Raw genomic sequence first — 22,232 nt, 5'->3', positions numbered from 1 at the left:
CTAAAGTTGAAAAACAATTGGAAATTATATATAATTTAGCAAGAAAGGAGCTTTTTTAGTTATCTAGGACAGCCCCTTATTTTTTAATAACTTACTAACTTATTCTTTTTTTCCTTTTACTTTATCAATTAAACCAATTATTCCAGCTATAATCAGACCGATTAAGCAAGCTGCTCCTCACATATATAATCCTTTTTAAATATACTATTATGTAGTATATTTAAAAAAACAGGTTTTGTCAAATTAATTTTCCTTTCATGTCCAAACATAAATCAAGTATGCTAACAGCAAGTGCTGCCTCCACAACCGCAACAGCCCTCACAGCAATACAAGGGTCATGACGTCCTCTTATAGTTAAAACTTCTTCTTCCTTTGTTTCTATGTTTAATGTTAATTGTTCTTTAGATATTGAAGGGGTAGGCTTTATTGCCGCATTCACAACTATAGGCATGCCATTAGAAATACCGCCCAATATTCCGCCATTATTGTTAGTTTTTGTTTCTATAGTTTTTATGTTGCTGCTTTCTTTTATGGTGTATGCATCATTACATTCGCTTGCCTTGTAGTTTACAAAATCAAAACCTATTCCAAACTCCACACCCTTTACTGCAGGCACAGCAAACATAGACGAAGCAATTCTGCTCTCTATAGAAGAGTAAAAAGGGTCACCAAATCCAGCAGGCACATTAAAAGCAACCGCCGTTATAATTCCTCCCACAGAGTCCATATCAAGTTTAGCTTTCTCTATTGTGCTAATCATTTTCTCCATAGCATCATCATCAAACACACTCAATTTTTTATTATAGTTCTTTATAAACTCATCATAACTTGGAAGCTCATTATTAGGGTATTTATCTTTTATGTTGTATATTTGTTTTATGTGTCCTGCTATATTAATATCAAACTTTTCTTTAAGAGCGAGTTTAGCCAAAGCACCAGCAAATACTAAAGGAGCAGTAAGCCTTCCAGAGAAATGTCCGCCTCCTCTTATATCGTTAAAACCTTCGTATCTTAGCATAGCAGTATAATCACTATGTGATGGTCTAGGCAAAACTTTTAAATTAGAATAATCTCCGCTTCTTTTGTTTTCGTTTTTTATAATAGAAGCTATTGGCATGCCTGTGCTTATATTATCCAAAACTCCTGATAATATTTCAACTTTGTCGCTTTCCTGTCTTGTTGTAGAGATTTTATTGTTTTTAGCTCTTCTTCTTTCCATTTCACTTTCTATAAAATTATTATCTATATTTATTCCATAAGGAAATCCGTCTAATACACAGCCTATGGCCTCTCCGTGAGATTCTCCAAATATGCTTAATTTCAAATTATTTCCAAATACGCTTCCCATTATTTTTATATTCCTAAAATTAAATTTTTATTAGTATATATTATTTTTTATAAACTTTCTATATTAAAATATTGAATGTTTGTACAATCAATTATTATTAAATAAAATATTAATTTGTTATTGAATTTTGTTATATTATAATTATAATCGTTAGAGTTTAATTTTTTGAATATAGAAGGATATTATTATAATGGATAAAGTAAATATTTCACTTATAGGCGTAGGCAGAATGGGGCAATTTCACCTCAATGTAATAAGTCAAATAAACAGCATTAATTTAACAGGTATATATGATGCCGATGAAAATCATCTTAATGAAGTATCTAATAAATATAATATTGATAAATTTAAAAGTTTAGATGAAGCTATAGATAATTCAGATGCAGTAATAATAGCAAGCCCAACAAAGTTTCATTTTGAAATAGCAAAGAAAGCTTTAGAAAAGGGTAAGCATGTATTGGTAGAAAAGCCAATGACAGAAACTTATGCACAAGCTAAAGAATTACAAGAGATAGTAAATAAAAAAAATGTTATACTTCAAGTAGGGCACGTTGAAAGATTTAATGGAGCAGTTCAAGAGCTTCATCATATAATAGAAAAACCATATTTAATAGAAGCAAGAAGATTAGCACCATTTACACCTCGTATTACAGATGTTGGTGTTGTATTTGATATAATGATTCATGATTTAGATATAGTAACTTCTCTTGTAAAAAAGCCTGTTATAAGGTTCTCTGCAAGCGGAAAGAGAGTGAGAACAAACAACGAAGATATTGCAAGTGCTTTATTAGAGTTTGAAGATGAAACTATAGCAACAATAAGTGCAAGCAGAATCACACAAGAGAAAATTAGAACTTTGGCTATAAGTACAGAAGATGCTTATTTTATATTAGATTATGCCACACAAGATATTACAATACATAGGCAAGCAAGCAGCGAGAGTAAAATAAAAACTTCTATAGGAATTAATTACACCCAAGAATCCATTATTGAAAGGGTATTTATTCACAGAGATAATCCATTAAAATTGGAAGATGAGCATTTTGCTAATTGTATATTAGGCAAAGATAAAAGATTTGTATCTGTAGAAAACGATGTAAATACTATTAAATTAACAGAAGATATACTTAAAAAAATTAAAGAAACTTGGTAATAGTTTGTCTTGACAATAAAAACATATTTAACTATAATTAAATTGAGGTATTTATGTTTAGGCGAGTATTAACTTTTGTTATTTTATTATTTATATCATTTTCTTTTCTAATATTTACACAAAATAAAAAAAACACTATAGGCATGGCTTTGTTTAGATTCGATGATGACTATACGCAATATTTAAAAAGTTATATAGAAAAAAATATTGGAAATAAAGCTTCTCTAACTATAGTAAACTCTCATAATAGTCAAGTAACACAAAATGACCAAATAGAAATATTTTTAAATAAAAAAGTTAATCTCATAGCAATTAATTTAGTAAATGAAAGCTATGCTCAAACTATAATAAATAAAGTTAGCGTTAGAAATATACCTATTATTTTTTTTAATAGAGAGCCGGATTCAGCAGCTCTTAATAGTTATAATAATGTTTGGTATATTGGGGGAAGCAGTGAAAATGCAGGTACAGCACAGGGGAGAGTTATAGCAGACAGCTGGAAGTCGCATGCTAATTGGGATAAGAATGAAGACGGAAAGATTCAATGCATAATAATAAAAGGCAGAACTAATAGTTTTGAGAGTGAGAATAGAACTCAATATATGAAAGATTATTTAAAAAATAATAATATTAAACTTGATATATTAGCAGAGGTTTATGCTTTTGAGAATAGAAAAACAGCTTCTATAGAAATGGATAAATTGATGGCTAAATATTCCCAGAAAATAGAATATATTATTTCTAATGATGATAATATGGCTTTGGGGGCATTAGATTCTATTAAGAAATTTGGGTTTAATAACAACAGCAGAATGCTTAATTATATACCAATAGTTGGGATTGGAGGCATACCGGAATATTTAAAAGAAATAAAAAACTATTCTGTATTTGCTACAGTAATGCAAAACCCTTCTACACAGGCTGAAGTTTTATCTAAGGTTTCATTAAATATAATAAATAATAAATCTCCGTTAGACGGCACAACTTTGAGTTTTGATAATAATAAATATATTTTTGTGCCTTATATACCTATAACGATGTTTAATTTGGATAGGGCTATTGAAATTTATAAATAATATATTTATTAAAAAATAGGAGTAATTTTATGAGCAAGTTTATTTTTTCATTGCTATTATTTTTATCTATTTTATCGAGTTGTTCATCAAATAAGGTTGATAAGTCTGATAAGACAATAGATGTTGCTGTTGCTATATATAGATATGATGATAGTTTTATTTCATTTATGAGAAGGAATATTGAAAGTTTTTTAAAGTCTGGCAATGTAAAGTTTACTATGTCTGATGCTGAGAATGACCAAGTTAAGCAGCATGACCAAATAGATGCCGCTATACAGAGAAATGTTGATGCTCTTGCTATTAATTTGGTTGATCCTTTAGCTGCTAATTTGGTGATAGAGAAAGTAAAGCCTTCTAATATACCTGTAATATTTTTCAATAAAGAGCCTAAAAAAGAAGATTTGTTGAGTTATGATAAGGTTTGGTATGTTGGTACTAGGAGTGTGGAGTCTGGAGATATGCAGGGTGAGATAGTGTTGAATGCTTGGCTTTCAAATGCTTCTTTAGATAAAAACAAAGACGGCAAATTGCAGTATGTTTTACTTAAAGGAGAAGAGGGGCACCCAGATGCTGAGGGAAGAACTGAGAGAGTTAAGGCTGTATTAGAAGAAAATGGAATAATATTAGAAGAATTAGAGATGAATAATGCTAATTGGGATATACTTCAGGCACAAACCTTAATGGACGCTTGGATAAAAAAACATGAGAACAATATTGAGTTTATTTTCTCTAATAATGATGCTATGGCTTTGGGAGCTTTAAAATCTATACAAAAAGAAGGTTATAATATAGGCGATAATAATAAATTTATAGCAATAGTGGGAGTTGATGCTATACCGGAAGTTATAGAAGAGATAAAGAAAAGTGCTATACTTGGTACGGTATTACAAAGCCCTAAAGATCAGGCTAAGGCTATAGTTGATATGGTTATGAATGTTGTAAATGATAAAGATGTAGTTGATGGAACTGGTTATACTTTAGATGAAGTAAAAGCAGTGAGGGTTCCATATAAGGCTATAACTATAGAAAATGTAGATGATGCTATGGATGCTTATAAGTAAATATTTATAAGAATTTTTAAAGAGACTTCTTTATAAAAAGGAGCCTCTTTTTTTTATATTTTTAATCTTATTAGTCCAACTACTTTACCTACTATAGAAACTTTTTCTTGTATGATAGGAGGATATTCTTTATTTTCAGCAACTAATTTTATGCAGTCTTTCTCTTTAAAAAATCTTTTAATAGTTATCTCTTCATCGCCATTATCATCTATTTTAGCTACTACTATATCTCCGTTTTGAGGCTCTATGTTTGAAGGATTAACTAAAACCATATCGCCTTCTTTTATATGTGCATCTATCATAGAATCGCCTTTTACTTTCATTAGAAAATTGTTTTCATTTTGAGCTATAGATTCTGGCAATGGGAAAAAGTCTTCATAAGATTCATCAGAAACATCCATCAAAAGACCAGCCTTAACCTCATTTGTAAGCAAAGGTATTCTAATGAGATTATCTTTCTTTGAATCTATAGGCACGCTTCCTCTTGCTCTTTTGCCTGTTTTTTTTACATAACCTTTTTTTTCTAATGCTGTTAGATGTGTTGTTACGGCTGTTGGAGAGGCAAAATTAAAATGAACCATTATTTCTTTTACTGTTGGAGGGTATCCATTTTCATTCATGAACTTTTGCAAAAAATTTAATATATGCTTTTGCTTGTCTGTTAATTCTGTCATATTAGACACCTCATATATATTATTATAATATTTATTATTATACTATACAAAAATATGATGTCAATATTTATAAATTAAAAATAACATTTTCTTGATATATTTGTTATAATATTATACAATATTTTAAATAGGAGTTATTCTATGTCTATAATAAAAGAAGATATAATTAAATTATTAAATGAACAGTTAAACAAAGAGCTTTATTCTGCGAGTCTTTATTTTAATATGGCAGGCTGGTGCGATAAAGAGGGCTTAAAAGGATGCAGTCAATTTTTATATGGTCATTTCAAAGAAGAAACAACTCACTTTGAAAAGTTTAGAGATTTTATTAATAAAGTTGGCGGACAGGCTATTATTACAGAGATGAAAGCACCGCAAAGCAGTTTTAATTCTGTAGAGGATTTATTTAAAGCTGTATTAAAACATGAAGAGTATGTTACTTCTTGTATTAATGAATTAGTTGGTAAGGCTATGGAAAGTAAAGACCATATTACGGTAAGGTTTTTAGATTGGTTTATACAAGAGCAGTTAGAAGAAGAAGAGCTATTTAATGAAATACTTAGCAAGATAAAAATGCTTGGAAACGGAAAATTAGAAGGAAGAGACCTCTATACATTTGACGGTATTATGGCAGATTTTGATTCTAAAAAACATTCTGCTTCTTCTGATGAACAATAAATAAAATAATGATTAAGGTGAGGGTATATGTTTCATAAGTTTTTAAATATTTTTAAAAAGAAAGATAAGGATATACCCTCTGCAAATAGAGTTACTGCAGATAACTTTTTTAATTATGATAAAGAAAATCCTTCAGAGATAAGGGCTGTAAGCTTAACTAAATTTTACGGCAAAAGAAAAATAATAGAAGATATTTCTTATAGTGTAAAACAAGGCGAAGTAGTTGGACTTTTAGGACCTAATGGTGCGGGAAAGACTACGAGTTTTTATATTACAGTTGGTTTTGTTACAGCTACTAAAGGCAATATTTATTTAAATGATTTGGATATTACTAATCTTCATATGTATCAGCGTGCTCAGCTTGGCATAGGTTATTTACCGCAAGAGGCTTCTATTTTTAGAAAACTTTCTGTTGAGGATAATTTGCTTTCTATATTAGAATACAATGATGCTTTAACTCAGAAAGATAGAATGGATATTACAGATAGATTATTGGAAGAGTTTAATATCACACATGTAAGAAAACAAAGAGGATACACTCTTTCAGGCGGCGAGAGAAGAAGATGCGAGATAGCAAGAGCATTAACTGTAAACCCTAAATTTATTTTATTGGACGAGCCATTTGCAGGAGTTGACCCTATAGCGGTTATTGATATACAGAATATCATAGCTTCATTAAAAGAAAAAGGTCTTGGCATATTAATAACCGACCACAATGTACGTGAAACTTTAAGAATTACAGATAGGGCATACATAATGGGTAATGGTAAAATATTAGTTCAAGGAAGCCCTGAAGAGATTATAGCGAATCCTTTGGCACGTAAGATTTACTTAGGCGAATCTTTCAGTATGTGATATAAGCTTAAACAATTTATTTTTAATTGTTAGTTTTTTATTTGTAATGGCTTTGTTCAAGCTCTGTGAACACTTTGTAACTCCCGTATTTTTCTACGACCGAAGGGAGTCCTTCAGGGCGACTAAATGGAGTCCTTACTGTATTGGAACAAAGAAACAAAAAGAGTATATTTTTAGTATAAATAAAATACTTTAATTAAATATAAATCATAATTAATATGATTTAGTATCATTTTTTTACTTGCACTTTTTGGTTCTTTTGACGAAGTCCGCACTGCGAGCTGCGGGAAAAAGAACAACCAAAAATTATAGAAAATAAAATTTTTAATATATATTAAAAATTTTTGACTCTTTTATTTTAATTATTTGCAGGGCTTTGCCCCGCCCCCCAGTTCTTTTGCGACCTAAGGAAGTGCCCTTGCGGCGTGCCACAAAGAACCAAAAAGGCTGCATTTTTTAGCTTGAAATGTTGGTATTACAATATAGTTTATACATATTCAAAATATGCAAAGTTATAGTACTTGCGTTTTTTGCAACTTTTTGACGAAGTCCGCAAAGCGAAGGCGGGAAAAAGTTGATAACACTTTTGTAAAAATATATAAATTGATAAAATATAATTGTTTAGCTATTTTATCCCAAAGCAACGTCTAAAACCATCATTATAGCAAAACCGAATATAAAGCCAAATACTCCAAAGTGATTATGCTCTTCGGCAACAGCTTCTGGAACCAATTCTTCTATAACAACATATATCATAGCACCTGCAGAAAACGACAATGCTATAGGAAGTATCAGTGTAAGTTTAGTAACAGCAATAGCACCTATAACCGCAGCAATAGGCTCTACTATTCCTGATATTGCCCCAAGTAAAAAAGATTTTGATTTTGAAACTCCTGTGCTTTTAAGAGGCAGAGAAACAGCAGCCCCCTCTGGGAAGTTTTGAAGACCTATACCAAGTGCTAAAGCCAAAGCAGCATTGAAACTTACCCCGCTGTCTCCTATAGAAAAAGCTCCAAATGTTACACCTACAGCTAAACCTTCTGGTATATTGTGTAATGTAATAGCTAAAAATAATAATATGCTTTTTGATAGTTTTACTTTAGCTCCTTCGGTCTCTTCATGACCATTAACTATATGCATATGCGGTAACGATTTATCTAATACCCATATAAAAAATGCACCAAATAAAAAACCTCCAACAGGTATAAGCCAATTTGGTAAGTTAGTGTTTTCTGATAGCTCTATAGATGGAGCAAGCAAAGACCAAAAACTAGCAGCAGTCATTACTCCGCCTGCAAAACCATACATAGTAGCTAATAATTTGGGTTTTATTTCAGATACAAAGAAAAATACTAATCCTGCTCCAAGTGCTGTAAAAGCAAATGTAATCCCCCCGCCAAATAATGCTAAAACAACTGGTGATGCATTCTCTATCATTGTTACCGCCTTTTATTTTTTTTGTTTTTATTTTATAATTATATATATTATTAAATTAATTTTCAATACTAATTAGTAATAATTATTAATAATTTTTTGTTTATTAGTAATTATAGGAGTTTTATATTATGAGTAATGATTGCATATTTTGTAAGATTGTTAAAGGAGAAATACCTTCAAAGTTTATAAAAGAAAATGAATATTGTGTTGTATTTAACGATTTAAATCCTAAGTCTGATGTTCATTTGCTTGTTGTGCCTAAAAAGCATTTAAAAGACATAACAGAAATAGATAATGATTTGATGGGTAAAGTGTTAGATACTATTAAAGAGGTTGCTAAAGAAAATAATTTGGAATCTTTTAGAATAGTTAATAATTGCGGAGAGAATGCTGGTCAGAGCGTATTTCATTTGCATTTTCATGTTTTATCCGGAAAGAATTTAAAAGACAATTTTTAAAAACTAATTAGGAGTTATTATGATAGACAGTCATTGCCATCTTACTTATATATCAAAAAAGGCTAAAGATTTAAAAGATGTTTTAGAGAGAGCAAACAAGGCTGGAATATATTATTTTGTAGACATAGGTGTTCACCCTAGCGATATAGATGAGCGTTTATATATATTATCAGATGCTGAAGGTGTATTTTTTAGTATGGGTTATTATCCAGACTATGCTAATGAAAATGATGAACACACTATTAAAGCTTTTGAATTAAAAATAAAAACTATAAACAAAAAAACTTTAGAAAACAGAAAAAAACTTATTTATGCTGTTGGAGAGATAGGATTAGATTATTATCATGATGATTCCAACAAGGACGCACAAAAGAAGTTTTTTAGTGCTTTATGCAATGCGGCAAAAAATGTTGATCTTCCAATACTTATTCACAGCAGAGATGCTTTTAAAGATACTTTCAGCATACTTAAAGAGGCAGATATACCAAAGAGGGGAATATTTCATTGTTTTAGCGGAAATGTGGAAGATGCTAAGAATGCTTTAGATTTGGGATATATACTTTCTTTTTCTGGTTCTTGTACATATTTAAAAAATGATTTTTTGAGAGAGGCTGCTAAATATGTTCCTAAAGATATGTTTACAATAGAAACTGATTCTCCATATTTAACACCTCAGAAGATGAGAGGAAGAGCTAATGAACCTGCCTTTATACCATATACTGCAGAAGTTTTGGCAGAGGCTAGGGGAGAGAGCGTTTCTGATATTATGGAGAATGCTTTAATTAATGCTTCAAGAGTTTTAGAACTTCCTATTGATACTAGTAAATTTACAAATTAACATAATTATTTTTGTTTAAGCAAATTATATATATTACGATAATAACTTTTAAGGAAGACAATTAAAAAAACTATGAGAAAATACTTTATTTTTATAACTTTACTTTTTTTATTATCTTTTTTTAATCTGCTTCATTCTCAGGATATTTCTTTTGAAGAGCTTTATAATAAAATAAAAGATAATTACGAAACTATATATCCAAAACGTTTCGATGCATATATAGAAGGTAAAATAGTAGAAGCTCAAATATCAACTATACCTGCAAAAAATTATCTCTCTTCAAAAGACAAAATTAGATTAAAGTTCACTCTCGTACAAAACTCTAAACCAAACATTGTGCTTGAAAATGTTGATAGTTTTTATGCTAAGATGTTTTCTGTGTTTGAAGAGCCTTTGGAGACTGTTGGATTTTATGCTATTGTATCTGAGAGTTATAGTTCGCTTTCAAAGAAGTTTACTGTTGATTCTGTAAAAGAAGATAATGATAAATATGAAGTTGTATTAAGGGCAGTTGGTGAAAATAAGGACTATAGTATAAACTACACAATAGATAAAAATAGTCTTTTGGTGGAAAGTGCTGATTATTATAATAAAAAGTCAAAGATATATGATGTTGATATATCATACACCAATATTGATAATTATACTGTTCCTGAGATTGTTAAATATAAAAGTTCTGATGGTAAAGTAAACTCTCAAATAAAGTTTGTTGATATAAAAGCGTCTTCCAAATAAGTATTATTGGATATTTTATTATGAAAAACTTCTTTATTTTTTGTTTTTTTATTTTTAGCTTTATGAGTTTATATGCTCTTAATGATGATATTAATGCATTATTTAATTTGCAAGGCTCTGGAGATATTGTTTATTATAATAGCGATAGTGTTATAGACAGCAGAGAATATTCTCAGGCTGATAATTTAAAAACAAAATTAGAAAGAGATGGTTATAAAGTATATTCTATAGTGATAGCAGATGTTTTAGAATCATCAAGCGGAAATGAGTTTATGGCTTTGATTAGCTCTATTGAGGGAGAGAAGATAGCTGTTTACGGAAGTAATTTAGATGAAAAGTTTTCTTATCTGTCTTCGAGGATTGGGAAGAATGCTGCTATAGATTTAGAGAGTTTTTATGATAAGAAAAATGAGGTTGGTATTATAAAATATTATATCATCAATGATAATGGAAGTGATAGGGATATTTATCTTTATATTTTTAGAGTTGAGGATAATAAAATTAGTTTAGTTGCTGATGCATCTTATTATAGAGAGATTAATTCTATGAAAAGCGGTGTTGTAAATGAGATGAAATTTGCTTTTAGAGACATTGACGATGATGGAATAAGCGAGATGTTGGTAGAGTATAAAGAGAGAATTGTAGGAAGAGCTGAAAAGATAGAGTATCAAATTTATAAATTAAACAAGAATAAATATGAATGTGTAGCTTCTTCTTGGTTAGATGAAGAATATATAGATTTATCTCCGTATTTTAAAAGAGATTAGTTATAAAAAATAAGTATATTTTGTAATAGAATTTTTTTTATTCAACTTTTTCCAGCCTTCGCACCCATACCTAAAGGTACTTCCTACGGTCGCTTTGCAGACTTCGTCAAAGTTGCAGAAAATGCAAATATTTTGGAATTATATGCAGGATATTATAAATATAAAACAATATGTATTTTTTAGATTAAATTTATATTTCATAATATATTTAATACACATTCCAATATATATAAAGCTAAAGAACTTGCACTTTTTGGTTCTTTGACTAAGTCCGCACCGTGTAAGGCGGAAAAAAGAACAATAAAAAAATTACAAACTTAAAAAAATTTAGTATATAAAAATAAAGAGTGCAAGATTTGTTGATTGCACTCCTTTTTATTTTCTAATTAAAATATTTATTTAATTATATTTTCCAATTTGGGAATCTCTTTAATACAGCTGTTATTATATCTGTTTTGTAATGCTGTTCCAAATTAACTAATTTTTGGAATTCATTAAATACTATTTTTACATCTTCCTCATTTTCTGTTTCTATAAACTTAAGCAAATAAGCCTTATCAAATACTAAATCATATACTATTTTTATTAATTTTCTTCCCTGAGGAGAAGTCTCTTTATTGTCTAACATTTTTGATAAATTAGGTATTATACTTAATAAACCTATCATTAGAGAGTTTTTGTTAATTTTTATATCTCCCTCTATTTCATCATAATACTCACCGTCAAGTATCTTTTGAGCAAAATAAACAAAAGATTCTGGATATTCTTTGTAATGTAAAAATATATCATCTATAGTTTTAGCAAGCATATCAACTTTGCCGTCAGAGAATAATTTATTTACTATTAAGTAATGGTTTTTTACCTGAGGAGAATATAATATTTTTAATATAATATTATAATATTCATCTGGTTTTCCTTCTTGTATAGCTTTTATAAATTTATCTCTGTAATTTGAAGAAGGCAATATTTCATATATATTTGTATAATTATCAACATCTTTTATAAGCTCTGAAAGAACAGGTATATCTTTATTTGCATCATTTTGTGTTTTTAGATATATTGTACTTATTATTCTGCTGTCGCTAGGAGATTTTTTATCTTTTGCTGTATTAACAAAATAATTATACATTTCTTTTGCTTCATCAGAATTTAAATTTGGAGTATAAGTTAGATATTCCATATAGATTTGATATCTTTCAAGGAAATTATCTGTTTTATTAAATTTAGATAAACTTTCTGCATCATAAGTTTCTGCCTCTTCATTATAGAGGAAAGTGTTTTTATCAAATTTAACTGTGGTAGAAGCTCTTACGGATTTTTTAGCATTTTCAAGCCATTTATTGTAAGAAGACTCTGCTATCACTATATGAGGAGCGGCAGTTAATTCTTGTTTTAAATCTTTAGTGTTGATAGTTTTTTTGTATTTTAAAATTATAGTAAGAAGTTCTGTAGGATTTTCTTCTGCCATTTTTTTAAGCTCATTTAGTTTATAAGTTTTATATACATTTATATCATCTTCTGGAAGTGTTGTGAGAGATTGTATTGCCATGTCAAATGTCATTTTTCTCTCTTCTTCTTGAGATACAAATTTTATTTTTAATTCGTTTATGTCTATATATTTAATTTTACCAACACCGAAGTTTCTATGTATAACATATTTTCCAACATCATATTGTATGTATTTTTCAAATATTTCTATACAAGCTTTAGGCTGCTTATTAACATTTGTAATAGTTGATATTTCTTCTATTTTTTCAAAGAGTGTATGATTAGGATATAATTTAGCATAAACATCAACTAATCTATGTCTGAAAAATTTAGCCTTTTTATTATTTTGTGCTACTATAGCCTGTTCATAATTTAATAAATTTTTAATAGTTTTTAAAGCATCATTAAATCTATTATTTTCAAAATAGTAGAAGAATATTATCTTCCATACATCTATCATAATATTAGCATCAACTAACTCTTTTAAAGCATTTTCATATTTTAACAAATAATTATAATTATCAGGTTCATATTCAAGCACTTTTTTTATATTGCTTTCAGCATTAGTTCTTTTTCTAATTAAATTTCTTTCAAAAGCAATTTTATAATAATGCACAGCACTAGTAATATCTCCAGCCAATTCTTTTGTATGAGCTATTTTTTCAGGCAATTCAGGATTTGATACATCAAATTTTATTAATCTCTCTAAAATCTCTAAAGCTTCAGCCTCTTTATTTGATATCTGATAATAACTTGCTAAATATCTTAAAGCATAATCGCATTCATAATATTCATCTAATATTTTTTGTGCAATATATTCTACTATATTCCATTTTTTGGCATTTTTAAATATACCTATAAGTTTATCTAATGTATTATCAGCATAGTTTTGAAGTTTAAGATTTAAAAATCCACTTGCATATAATGCAGATATATGATTGGCATTTTTTTGCAATTGCAAATTAGCGGTATCTAAAGCAGATTTAATCTCTTCATTTCCGTTAATATCATTAATAATCGAAGATAAATCTGCAAAATATTTTACAGTATAATTCAATAAAGGTTTTCTTGTAAAAGTTTCTTCTGAAAATATGTTTTCTAATTTTTGTAGAGCTTCTGACATCTGTTTACCCCTTATTTAATATTTTTATATAAAATTGAAGCAAATCTTTATCTATTTCCGACATTTTTCTGCCCCATATTTTAATTTCATTCATATCTTCTTCTGTATGCCTCATTATTAAATATGTTGTTAAAAAAGCATATGCAGATAGAAGTTTTGGAGCAGTAGTTTCTCTTAGTTTTAATTTTCTATAGTCTGCTTCTAATTTAGATATATGTTTTCTTAATTCAAATTCTTCTTCTTTGGTTAATTCCCTTTTAACATCTAATATATTCATAAGTTCGCCGTAAGCACTCATCCAAGAAATAATTTCTTCCTGACTATTATTATGAACCCCTCTTCTTATAATAATATCTCTAATCTCTCTTACAGCATCTATGGTAATTCTTTCAAATTCTATATTTAGAGGGTCATAAAACAAAGCATCTCTAATATACATTTTTGCCTTCTTTGTATCTCCTAATATATGATTAATCTGTGCTATATTTGAAAGCGTATTACCATTATAAGGCTCTATCACATTTAAATACTCATATGCTTTTAATGCTCTTGAATAATCATTAAGTTCTATAAAAGCATTAGCTAATAAATGCAGTTCATCTTTACCTCTAATTTCTTCTACATTCTTTTTCATTATCTGCAATATAATGCTATTGTATACAAAGTAGTGAATGGCCTTTATTGTTATTAAAGTTTCATTATATGATTTATTCTTTATAAACTCTTCAAATTTTTTATAAGATAAATCTAAAAAATTGCAGTATCCTAAATAATCTCCTTTAAAACTTTCTATTTTATCGGCTCTATTAATCCAAAACTTCACACAGGATATATTTTCATATAGATTTGGGTATTCAAAATCCATAGACATGATTTTATCCAAATCTTCCATAGAGTCTTGGAATAGACCTTTTTTTAATTTATCTTCTACAATTAGAAAAATATCTTTTACTGTTTCTTTTCTCGAAAATAGTTCATCAGCCATAAATCAAAAAAAGCCCTCCAGTATAAAGATATATACTATTCTATGAAATATAATATAATAGAATAATTTTAAATTGTCAAGTAAAGAGTAAAGATAAAATTTAATCATCAAATTTTTGTCCTAAAAGCTGTCCATTAACATCTATATAAAGAGCCATAGAGTTGTTGAGTTTTACTTCATATAGGTTCCATTTCTTTTTTATTTTTGTTATAGTAGTATTTGGGAAAGTTACAGCTACAGTATTTGCTACAGTTTTAGGCAATATTTCCGGCGGCACTGCTACATAGTTGCCTTCTACTTCTTTTAATTCTCCATTAATAAAAAACTCTAATTCCACTCCATTTTCAAGCACAATTTCATATTTTTTCCTGTCTCTTTCGGCGAGTATGATTCTGTTATTTGGAAAGAATTTATTTATAAAATCTATAGTGCTTTTTGGAAGCTCATTAGGATCAACTTTCCAATCATCTGCAATAAGGATTGAGCTAAATATAGCTAATATAGTTAATATTTTTTTCATTATTATCCTTTTTTATTAATCTGGAATCTTTTGTCCTACGAGCATACCTGAAGAATCTATAAATATATTAATATGAGTATCCAATGTTATAATATAAGTATTCCATTTCTTTACTATTTTTAGTATATTTGTATTTGGGTTAGTTCTGTCAACAGTGTATATTACATTTTCTGGTATAAAACCAGTAGGTATAGGTTTATCTTTTCCGTCTACTTCGCACCAAATTCCTGCATTATCAAATATTAGTGAAAAATCATCTTCTAATAATACATAAAAACGATTATTTATTTTATTTATAGATTTTATATTAGTATTATTAAAATTATCTTCTATAAAGGTTTTTGAATTTTTTGGTAATTTATCTAATGATTCAGAATCATATGCCAGTAATTCAAAAGGAAAAATTACTATAAAAAATAAACTACTAACTAATATAAATTTCTTAAACATATTTTTAATATAACAAATTTTTTACAAAATATCAACATTTTATGACATAAACTTTACATTATAGCTCTAATTAAAAAAATATATAACTATGTAAATATAATAATTAAAAATAGAAATATTAATGCTTGTTTTTTATGCTTTTTTGTTATATTATAGGTATAATAGCTATTATTTTATTTTAGGAAAAAAGTAGAAAATTATGAAAAAGATATTGATTTTGTTATTTTTATTTTCAATCCCTTTATTTTCGCAAATAATGACTCCCGAGAAAGTTATTAGTATGATGTCAAATAGGTTTGCCTCTATGAACAGCTTCTCATCCAGCTTTACAGAACGCAATGGAAGTAAAATAAAGACCGGTACTCTTATAAGTAAAAATCCAAATATATTTAAATTAGAATATTCAGGCGGTACTAATAGTGATTCTATATATTGTGATGGTAAAACATTGTGGATGATATTTCCAAGAAAAAAGGTTGTAAGCGAGCAGACATTGCATTATGGTGATTCCGGTGCTATTTATACAAAAGCGGGCATATCCAGACTTATATCTAAATATAATATAGATTTTTATTCTGATAGGGCATTAAGACCAGTGAGCAGCTTTGATGGTACGGCTTTAAATATATCTGGCTATAATAGTTCTCAATATACTGGCGATGATAATAGATTAGCTTATCATATGCTTCTTACTCCTAAACAAGCGAGTGTTGATAGAACTGGTTTTCCTACAATACATTTATGGATTGCTGAAGATGGTATGATTATTAGGATACTTGGAATATCTACAACCAATGTTCCTGTAGAATATTTGTTTAAGTCTATTAGATATAATGTTCAATATGATAATAAGACATTTGTACCTGTTATACCTGAAGAGATGCAGGTTTTAAAAGATGGTTTAATATCAGGTAATTAAAAAATTTATAAGGATTTTAAATTATATGGAAACCATAGGACAAATATTAAAAAATGCCAGAGAAAAAAAAGGCCTTACCATAGAGGAATTAGCATCAAGTACATATATTGTAGCTAAATTTATAAAAGCTTTAGAAGATGAGCAGTTTGATTTGCTTCCGGGAGAGATATACGTTAAGGGATTTATTAAAAATTTAAGCGACAAACTTTCATTAGATTCTGATGCTATGATAGAGCGTTATAATTTGCAAAGAAATGAAAATAAATTTGAAGAAGATTTGTCAAAGTCAAGAAAGTTTAAAATAGCTGCTAAAAAGAAAGAGGAAAAATTAGAAAATAAAAAAGAAGAGATAAAAGAAGCTGATGATGAAGATTTGAAAGAAGAAAATAAAGTAAATAAAAAAGAAGAAATCACTAAACCTAACAGCAGTATTTCAGTAAATAGTAAAACATATACTCCAAATAGTGCTGAGGCAGAGTTATTATATATTACAAAAAGAGATTTAAATAAACTTAGAAATAAGAAAAGCAAAGTTAATTCTTTTGTACCTATTATAATGATATTGGCCGTATTGGTTATTTTTGCTGTTATATTTTTTAATATAGATAATATAAAATCTATGTTTTCTTCAAAGACTGATAATAAGAGAGAAGTTGAGATAGCGAGAAATATTGTTGATAACAGTGCTAGGCAAAATGTAAAATCGGGAGATGTTATATATTTTAAGCCTCTTGGAATATCTGCTACAATTAAATTTAACAGTATAGGCAATGTTATTAGAATGAATATTAATGGGCAGGATTTATCTTTTTCTAAAAGCAATCCTATAATATTAGATTTAAATGGAAATGGAATTAATGATTTTAAGATAAGCATAATAGAAGTTTATGATAATTTAGCTACTGTAGAGATGGAAAAACTTGAAGAGAATCAGATGATTAATTCTGTTTACAACAACGAAGAAGCTACAAATTATTTAAATGAAAATAATATTACTAACGATATGATAGTAACATCAGATGTAAAATTACCTGTGATAGACGGAGAGACTTATATAGAGCAAGACACTGAAAAATCAAATATTAGAATAGAGATAACTGCTAAACATTTTGTTTATTTAAGATATTTTATTGATTCAGGAGGACCTGCTACTACAAATCTTTTAAGCGGTAAAACATTATATTTAGAGGCTAGGGACGTTATGATGCTTACTATAGGTAATGCGGGTGAGGTTGTAGTTAAGGTTAATGGAAAGATAGTTGATGTAGGAGCTCTTGGAGAGACTGTTAATAAAACTATTAAGTGGACTAAGAATTTAAATGATTCTACTAGATACAATTTGATTATGACTGATACTAAATAATTATTAAAAATAAATTAAAAAAATAGTTTTTAGAAAAAAATAAAAAATAAGGATATTGTGATTTGCAAAACATATATTTATATAGTTTAGGCTGCGAGAAGAATACGGTTGATGGCGAGCATATACTTGCTATATTAAATAAAAATGGATACAAGATAGTTGATAAAGCAGAGGATGCAGATGTTATAGTTATTAATACTTGTGCTTTTATAGAAGATTCTAAGAAAGAATCAATAGATGCTATATTTGACCATTCTCTTTATAAAAAATACGGCAAATGTAAGAGGCTTATAGTATCTGGCTGTATGAGTGAGAGATATAAAGAAAATTTTATGGAGATGTTTCAGGAAGTTGATTCTGCTATTGGCATACATGATTTAGAAAAGATTTTAACTGCTGTAGAGAAAGACGGTTTTCATGATGCTGAAGAGAATACTACATACAAAGAGTATGTTGATAGAATAAATACTTCTACAAATTATAGTGCATACATAAGAATAAGTGACGGCTGTCATGCTAATTGCAGTTTTTGTGCTATACCTTCAATAAGGGGAAAACATAGAAGCAGAAAAATAGAAGACATAGTTAAAGAGGCTAGAGAATATGCAAAAAATGGTGCTAAAGAAATAAATTTAATAGCCCATGAAACTACCTATTATGGTTATGATATTTATAAAAAATTAGCATTGCCTGATTTATTAAAAGAGCTTTCTGTTATTGACGGCATAGAATGGATTAGAGTTCTTTATCAAAATCCTGTTGTTTTAAATAAAAGTATAATAGATGCTATGTTTAAAACAGAAAAAGTTGTCCCTTATTTTGATATACCTTTGCAGCATATAGATAAGGATATATTGAAAGATATGAACAGAGGAAACAGGGGATATTCTTTTTACAAGGATATGATAAATTATATTAGAAGCTATGATGAAAATGCTGTTATAAGAACTTCTTTAATTGTAGGTTTTCCTGGAGAGACTGTTGAGAGCTTTAAGAAGTTGGTTAGTTTTGTAAAAAAGATGAAGCTTGATAGGGTTGGAGTTTTTACATATTCTGAAGAAGAAAATACTGATGCTTTGCTTATTAACAAAAAGAAAATTAGTAAAAATAAAAAATTAATGCTTAGAGATAAACTTATGAGAATTGCTCTTGAGGTATCTGAAGAGAGACTTTCTAGGTTTATAGGAAAAAGCATTGATGTACTTATAGAGAAGAAAGAGGAAGATAAGTTTATAGGCAGAAGTAAATATGATGCTCCTGAAGTTGATGGATTTGTTGAGGTTTACTTTGATAAAAAGAATGTTGATAATATCAATATTGGCGATATAGTAAAGGTAAAAATAGTGCATAATACAGAGTATGATTTAGTTGGTAATTTGGAATAAGGTTTTTTTGTTGTATAATGAGAGGAGATTAATGAGCAAAAAAAATAATAAGGAATATAAAAATAGAGAAGAGGCTTTTAGAGATTATTTTGAAAGCGTAAGTAAAATTGTATATACATTAAACTTAATATCTGATAGAAATGATATGACAAGAAGACTTTCTAATAATATCAATAGAGTATTAGGTTATGATGATGAAACAATTATTAATGATGAGAAAACTGTAAATAACAATAATGATGAGATAGCTATATTAATAGATTCTATAAAAAAAGATTTAAAAAAGATACATACATTTAAACAATATAATTTTAATATAGAAAGATTTATAAATGAGTTTGAATTAAATGATGATGAAAGATTTATTTTATATTGTTTAATTACTTATACAATTTATGGGGATTCTATGTCTGCCATATCTGTAAGAAGAATATTAGAACTCATCACAATGGATGCAGATATTTATATTAACAAGTACCATTATTTCGATAGTAAAAGCAGATTAATGTCAAGCGGCATACTTGTTTTATCTCATGAGCCTTATTCAAGTATTGGTCTTTTAGAGGTATCTAATACTTTAATTACATTTGTTAATTCAAAGATAGTTTTTGCTTTTTTAGAAAAAGAAAGCTACGATTTAATATTAGATATTACAAACAAAGAAAATTATATAGATACAAAATCTAAAAAGAAGATTATAAAAGAGCCAAGAATATTAACTCCGAAAGAGATAGTATCCGAGCTTAACAAAACAGTAATAGGACAAGATGATGCTAAAAAGGCATTATCAGTACATGCTTATTTACATTGTTTGAGAATTAGCGGCAATAAAGATATACCGTTTAGGTCAAATATTCTTATGATAGGCCCTACTGGTGTTGGTAAAACATATTTAGTAAAGACATTAGCAGATATTTTAGGCTTACCGTTTGCCCGTGCTGATGTTACAACACTTACGGAAACTGGTTATGTGGGTGATGATGTTGAGGTTGTTTTATATAATCTTTATAAAAAAGCTAATGGTGATTTGGAGAAAGCACAAAATGGTATAGTATTTTTAGATGAGGTAGACAAGATAGCAAAAGCAGATGCTCATCAATCTACTACAGGCAACCCATCAGACAAGGCAGTTCAAGAGGCTTTGCTTTCTATGATGAATGGAGAAGATATTAGAGTGCCTGAGTTTGGCGACAGAAGAATGATGCATTCAAGCGACGGCATTGTAATGAATACTAAAAATATTTTGTTTATTTTCGGCGGTGCTTTTGTAGGACTTGAAGATATTATAAAGATGCGTCTTAAAGGAGAGAGCAGTTTAGGTTTTGGTTCTAATGCGGTATTAAATAAGCTTCAGAAAAACAAAATACTTAGTCAGGTAGATGTGAAAGATGTAGAGAAATATGGTATGATACCAGAGTTTATAGGAAGAATACCTATAATTGTAACTTTAAATGAACTTACTAAAGATAATCTCAAAGATATATTGCTAAAAACTAAAGAATCACCTATAATAAAATATATAGATTTCTTTAAAAGCATAGGAAAGAAGCTAATATTAACAGATGATGCTGTAAATTATATAGTTGATAAGGCTTCTACTATGAATATGGGTGCAAGGTCATTAAAAAGTATAGTTGAAACTGCAATGGTTAATATACTTTTTAATTTAGATGGTATAAAAGGAAATGCTTTAACTCTAACTAAAAAAGATATAGAGAAAGCATTTGAAGAGAGGGAGGTAGTAATCTCAAGCGATAAAGATTTTATTAAAAAGAATAATATAGGGATAAAAGAAGATAAAACTTATATGGCTTGATTTTACTTAAATGTTTAAAATCTGTTTTATATATGTAAACAGTAATGGAGTTGGCAAATAATGATGACAAAAGAAAAAGAATTATTAAAAGATTATGAATTAATAGAAGCCCACAAAAATGGGGATAATGAAGCTTTGGATATTTTACTTACTAGGTATAAAAATTATATCTTCAATATATCTTATCGTTTTATGCATAATTATGAAGATGCTATGGATTTAACTCAAGATGTTTTAATACGCGTTTATAAAGCGATAGGAAGATATGAAGAGAAAAATTATTTCAAAGGCTGGCTATATAGAATAATTAGCAATACAGCTATTAATATGTATTCTAAAGCTTATAGGCGTGAGTCTCCTTACCTTGAAAAATTAGAGGTTGTGGACGATAAAAGATACAATACTGAAAAAGAATATGAAAGAGTATATTTGCAAGAGAAAATATACTCAGCTTCCAGCAAATTGAAAGGAAAACAAAGAGATGTATTTATCTTGAGATATTATGAAAATTATTCTTATAAAGAAATAGCTGATATTCTAAATATATCAAGTGATTCTGCTAAGAGTAATTATTCTTATGCTCTCAAAAAAATGAAAACTTTGTTAGAAAAAGAAAGGACTCTTTTATGAAATTACATGAAATGATGCAATTTAAAAGGAAAATTGAAAGAAAAAGGAATTATTTCAATTTGAATAACTTGCCAGATGATGAGTGGGCTCGCATGTTGAATAGGGCTAAAGCAGAGAGTACTATAGTAGTTAAGAAAGAAAATAGTCTTTTTGATTATATGTATTCTATGATGTGTTCTAGGAAGCTTTCATTTGTACTATCTATGGCTATAATTGCAGCATTGATTTTATCTTTTTTATACACTAATCCTAGTGTTATAAAAAATAATGAGTTGGATAATATTAATACGGCTTCTACTAATAGAAGAAATGTGCCTGTTATTAATGTATCTAGGTTGTAATTTTTTCTAATAGTGGTTAAATATAGTAGAATTGTATATATTGATTTAATATGCAATTCTATTTTTTTATAAGCTTAGTTTTTTTATATCCGATAAAGATTGAAAAAAAGAATTATTATATATAAATTTATG

Annotated in this window: 22 protein-coding genes; 15 read left to right on the top strand and 7 right to left on the bottom strand. The window is 28.3% G+C overall.

The features are described 5' to 3' along the window. Positions 1–238: 238 nt before the first annotated feature. The gene (gene aroC, locus Q0H31_RS06280; RefSeq protein ID WP_295296445.1) at positions 239–1,348 is read right to left on the bottom strand and encodes a chorismate synthase; all 1,110 of its coding nucleotides are present in this window, start codon (positions 1,346–1,348) and stop codon (positions 239–241) included. 190 nt (positions 1,349–1,538) lie between these two features. On the opposite strand from aroC, the gene Q0H31_RS06275 reads away from it, so the two are divergent. Genes Q0H31_RS06275 through Q0H31_RS06265 form a run of 3 tightly spaced genes read left to right on the top strand, consistent with a single transcriptional unit; the run spans position 1,539 to position 4,638 of the window. Then, a complete protein-coding gene (locus Q0H31_RS06275; protein WP_295296442.1) occupies positions 1,539–2,501 on the top strand; it encodes a Gfo/Idh/MocA family oxidoreductase in 963 nt (320 codons plus the stop codon). Between the two features lie 53 nt (positions 2,502–2,554). Beyond that, on the top strand, positions 2,555–3,577 hold the full coding sequence (locus tag Q0H31_RS06270) for a galactose ABC transporter substrate-binding protein (protein WP_295296439.1): 1,023 nt from the start codon (positions 2,555–2,557) through the stop codon (positions 3,575–3,577). 29 nt (positions 3,578–3,606) lie between these two features. After that, entirely contained in the window at positions 3,607–4,638 is a 1,032-nt protein-coding gene (locus Q0H31_RS06265) for a galactose ABC transporter substrate-binding protein (protein ID WP_295296436.1), read from the top strand. A gap of 53 nt (positions 4,639–4,691) precedes the next feature. On the opposite strand, the gene lexA is transcribed toward Q0H31_RS06265, so the two are convergent. Further along, positions 4,692–5,312, bottom strand: a complete 621-nt coding sequence (gene lexA / locus Q0H31_RS06260) for a transcriptional repressor LexA (protein ID WP_295296434.1) — start codon at positions 5,310–5,312, stop codon at positions 4,692–4,694. 141 nt (positions 5,313–5,453) lie between these two features. Between lexA and Q0H31_RS06255 the strand changes: the two genes are divergently transcribed. Both Q0H31_RS06255 and lptB read left to right on the top strand, forming a co-directional pair. Then, on the top strand, positions 5,454–5,990 hold the full coding sequence (locus Q0H31_RS06255) for a ferritin (RefSeq protein WP_295296431.1): 537 nt from the start codon (positions 5,454–5,456) through the stop codon (positions 5,988–5,990). Between the two features lie 27 nt (positions 5,991–6,017). Next, complete coding sequence (gene lptB / locus Q0H31_RS06250) at positions 6,018–6,845, top strand: LPS export ABC transporter ATP-binding protein (protein WP_295296429.1); 828 nt, start codon at positions 6,018–6,020, stop codon at positions 6,843–6,845. A 630-nt stretch (positions 6,846–7,475) separates the two neighbouring features. Here the strand turns inward: lptB and Q0H31_RS06245 are convergent. Then, on the bottom strand, positions 7,476–8,282 hold the full coding sequence (locus Q0H31_RS06245; RefSeq protein ID WP_013244716.1) for a ZIP family metal transporter: 807 nt from the start codon (positions 8,280–8,282) through the stop codon (positions 7,476–7,478). A gap of 128 nt (positions 8,283–8,410) precedes the next feature. Here Q0H31_RS06245 and Q0H31_RS06240 point away from each other — a divergent pair, with 128 nt between their 5' ends. From Q0H31_RS06240 to Q0H31_RS06225, 4 genes are all read left to right on the top strand, one after another. After that, a complete protein-coding gene (locus Q0H31_RS06240) occupies positions 8,411–8,740 on the top strand; it encodes a histidine triad nucleotide-binding protein (RefSeq protein ID WP_295296425.1) in 330 nt (109 codons plus the stop codon). Between the two features lie 19 nt (positions 8,741–8,759). Beyond that, positions 8,760–9,578: a TatD family hydrolase gene (locus tag Q0H31_RS06235; protein WP_295296423.1), complete on the top strand. Its 819-nt coding sequence runs from the start codon at positions 8,760–8,762 to the stop codon at positions 9,576–9,578. Between the two features lie 72 nt (positions 9,579–9,650). Then, positions 9,651–10,313: a hypothetical protein gene (locus tag Q0H31_RS06230; RefSeq protein ID WP_295296421.1), complete on the top strand. Its 663-nt coding sequence runs from the start codon at positions 9,651–9,653 to the stop codon at positions 10,311–10,313. A 20-nt stretch (positions 10,314–10,333) separates the two neighbouring features. Beyond that, complete coding sequence (locus Q0H31_RS06225; protein ID WP_295296419.1) at positions 10,334–11,080, top strand: hypothetical protein; 747 nt, start codon at positions 10,334–10,336, stop codon at positions 11,078–11,080. 403 nt (positions 11,081–11,483) lie between these two features. Here Q0H31_RS06225 and Q0H31_RS06220 read toward each other — a convergent pair whose 3' ends face one another. The 4 genes from Q0H31_RS06220 to Q0H31_RS06205 form a co-directional block, all read right to left on the bottom strand. Further along, positions 11,484–13,691, bottom strand: a complete 2,208-nt coding sequence (locus Q0H31_RS06220) for a transcript cleavage factor (RefSeq protein WP_295296418.1) — start codon at positions 13,689–13,691, stop codon at positions 11,484–11,486. Positions 13,692–13,695: 4 nt separating this feature from the next. Further along, positions 13,696–14,676: a hypothetical protein gene (locus tag Q0H31_RS06215; protein WP_295296416.1), complete on the bottom strand. Its 981-nt coding sequence runs from the start codon at positions 14,674–14,676 to the stop codon at positions 13,696–13,698. Between the two features lie 100 nt (positions 14,677–14,776). Then, positions 14,777–15,196, bottom strand: a complete 420-nt coding sequence (locus Q0H31_RS06210) for a PepSY-like domain-containing protein (protein WP_295296414.1) — start codon at positions 15,194–15,196, stop codon at positions 14,777–14,779. Between the two features lie 15 nt (positions 15,197–15,211). Continuing rightward, positions 15,212–15,646, bottom strand: coding sequence for a PepSY-like domain-containing protein (locus Q0H31_RS06205; RefSeq protein ID WP_295296411.1), 435 nt, complete (start codon positions 15,644–15,646; stop codon positions 15,212–15,214). Positions 15,647–15,845: 199 nt separating this feature from the next. Here Q0H31_RS06205 and Q0H31_RS06200 point away from each other — a divergent pair, with 199 nt between their 5' ends. The 6 genes from Q0H31_RS06200 to Q0H31_RS06175 all read left to right on the top strand — a co-directional run bounded on the left by Q0H31_RS06200 (position 15,846) and on the right by Q0H31_RS06175 (position 22,100). Then, the gene (locus tag Q0H31_RS06200; protein WP_366938210.1) at positions 15,846–16,565 is read left to right on the top strand and encodes an outer membrane lipoprotein carrier protein LolA; all 720 of its coding nucleotides are present in this window, start codon (positions 15,846–15,848) and stop codon (positions 16,563–16,565) included. A 25-nt stretch (positions 16,566–16,590) separates the two neighbouring features. Beyond that, positions 16,591–17,928 (top strand): helix-turn-helix domain-containing protein, encoded by a 1,338-nt coding sequence (locus tag Q0H31_RS06195; protein ID WP_295296407.1) that lies wholly within the window; start codon positions 16,591–16,593, stop codon positions 17,926–17,928. 62 nt (positions 17,929–17,990) lie between these two features. After that, positions 17,991–19,313: a 30S ribosomal protein S12 methylthiotransferase RimO gene (gene rimO, locus Q0H31_RS06190; RefSeq protein WP_295296405.1), complete on the top strand. Its 1,323-nt coding sequence runs from the start codon at positions 17,991–17,993 to the stop codon at positions 19,311–19,313. A gap of 31 nt (positions 19,314–19,344) precedes the next feature. Then, positions 19,345–21,129, top strand: a complete 1,785-nt coding sequence (gene clpX, locus Q0H31_RS06185) for an ATP-dependent Clp protease ATP-binding subunit ClpX (protein WP_295296403.1) — start codon at positions 19,345–19,347, stop codon at positions 21,127–21,129. A 60-nt stretch (positions 21,130–21,189) separates the two neighbouring features. Further along, entirely contained in the window at positions 21,190–21,759 is a 570-nt protein-coding gene (locus Q0H31_RS06180) for an RNA polymerase sigma factor (RefSeq protein ID WP_295296401.1), read from the top strand. Then, complete coding sequence (locus Q0H31_RS06175; protein WP_295296399.1) at positions 21,756–22,100, top strand: hypothetical protein; 345 nt, start codon at positions 21,756–21,758, stop codon at positions 22,098–22,100. The genes Q0H31_RS06180 and Q0H31_RS06175 overlap by 4 nt, the downstream gene beginning before the upstream one ends. Positions 22,101–22,232: the final 132 nt, after the last annotated feature.

The sequence above is a fragment of the uncultured Brachyspira sp. genome (genome assembly GCF_934747485.1).
In the GTDB taxonomy this organism is placed as follows: Bacteria; Spirochaetota; Brachyspiria; order Brachyspirales; family Brachyspiraceae; genus Brachyspira.
The sequence above is the reverse complement of the archived record's forward strand: the minus strand, read 5'-3'. Positions and strand labels throughout refer to the sequence as shown.

Coding starts and splice junctions, on each gene's coding strand:
- aroC (WP_295296445.1), bottom strand. CDS start 1,348: ATGGGAAGCGTATTTGGAAATAATTTGAAATTAAGCATATTTGGAGAA.
- Q0H31_RS06230 (WP_295296421.1), top strand. CDS start 9,651: ATGAGAAAATACTTTATTTTTATAACTTTACTTTTTTTATTATCTTTT.
- Q0H31_RS06245 (WP_013244716.1), bottom strand. CDS start 8,282: ATGATAGAGAATGCATCACCAGTTGTTTTAGCATTATTTGGCGGGGGG.
- Q0H31_RS06205 (WP_295296411.1), bottom strand. CDS start 15,646: ATGTTTAAGAAATTTATATTAGTTAGTAGTTTATTTTTTATAGTAATT.
- clpX (WP_295296403.1), top strand. CDS start 19,345: ATGAGCAAAAAAAATAATAAGGAATATAAAAATAGAGAAGAGGCTTTT.
- Q0H31_RS06195 (WP_295296407.1), top strand. CDS start 16,591: ATGGAAACCATAGGACAAATATTAAAAAATGCCAGAGAAAAAAAAGGC.
- Q0H31_RS06220 (WP_295296418.1), bottom strand. CDS start 13,691: ATGTCAGAAGCTCTACAAAAATTAGAAAACATATTTTCAGAAGAAACT.
- Q0H31_RS06275 (WP_295296442.1), top strand. CDS start 1,539: ATGGATAAAGTAAATATTTCACTTATAGGCGTAGGCAGAATGGGGCAA.
- Q0H31_RS06235 (WP_295296423.1), top strand. CDS start 8,760: ATGATAGACAGTCATTGCCATCTTACTTATATATCAAAAAAGGCTAAA.
- Q0H31_RS06225 (WP_295296419.1), top strand. CDS start 10,334: ATGAAAAACTTCTTTATTTTTTGTTTTTTTATTTTTAGCTTTATGAGT.
- Q0H31_RS06255 (WP_295296431.1), top strand. CDS start 5,454: ATGTCTATAATAAAAGAAGATATAATTAAATTATTAAATGAACAGTTA.
- Q0H31_RS06265 (WP_295296436.1), top strand. CDS start 3,607: ATGAGCAAGTTTATTTTTTCATTGCTATTATTTTTATCTATTTTATCG.
- Q0H31_RS06175 (WP_295296399.1), top strand. CDS start 21,756: ATGAAATTACATGAAATGATGCAATTTAAAAGGAAAATTGAAAGAAAA.
- lptB (WP_295296429.1), top strand. CDS start 6,018: ATGTTTCATAAGTTTTTAAATATTTTTAAAAAGAAAGATAAGGATATA.
- Q0H31_RS06200 (WP_366938210.1), top strand. CDS start 15,846: ATGAAAAAGATATTGATTTTGTTATTTTTATTTTCAATCCCTTTATTT.
- lexA (WP_295296434.1), bottom strand. CDS start 5,312: ATGACAGAATTAACAGACAAGCAAAAGCATATATTAAATTTTTTGCAA.
- Q0H31_RS06270 (WP_295296439.1), top strand. CDS start 2,555: ATGTTTAGGCGAGTATTAACTTTTGTTATTTTATTATTTATATCATTT.
- Q0H31_RS06180 (WP_295296401.1), top strand. CDS start 21,190: ATGATGACAAAAGAAAAAGAATTATTAAAAGATTATGAATTAATAGAA.
- Q0H31_RS06240 (WP_295296425.1), top strand. CDS start 8,411: ATGAGTAATGATTGCATATTTTGTAAGATTGTTAAAGGAGAAATACCT.
- Q0H31_RS06215 (WP_295296416.1), bottom strand. CDS start 14,676: ATGGCTGATGAACTATTTTCGAGAAAAGAAACAGTAAAAGATATTTTT.
- Q0H31_RS06210 (WP_295296414.1), bottom strand. CDS start 15,196: ATGAAAAAAATATTAACTATATTAGCTATATTTAGCTCAATCCTTATT.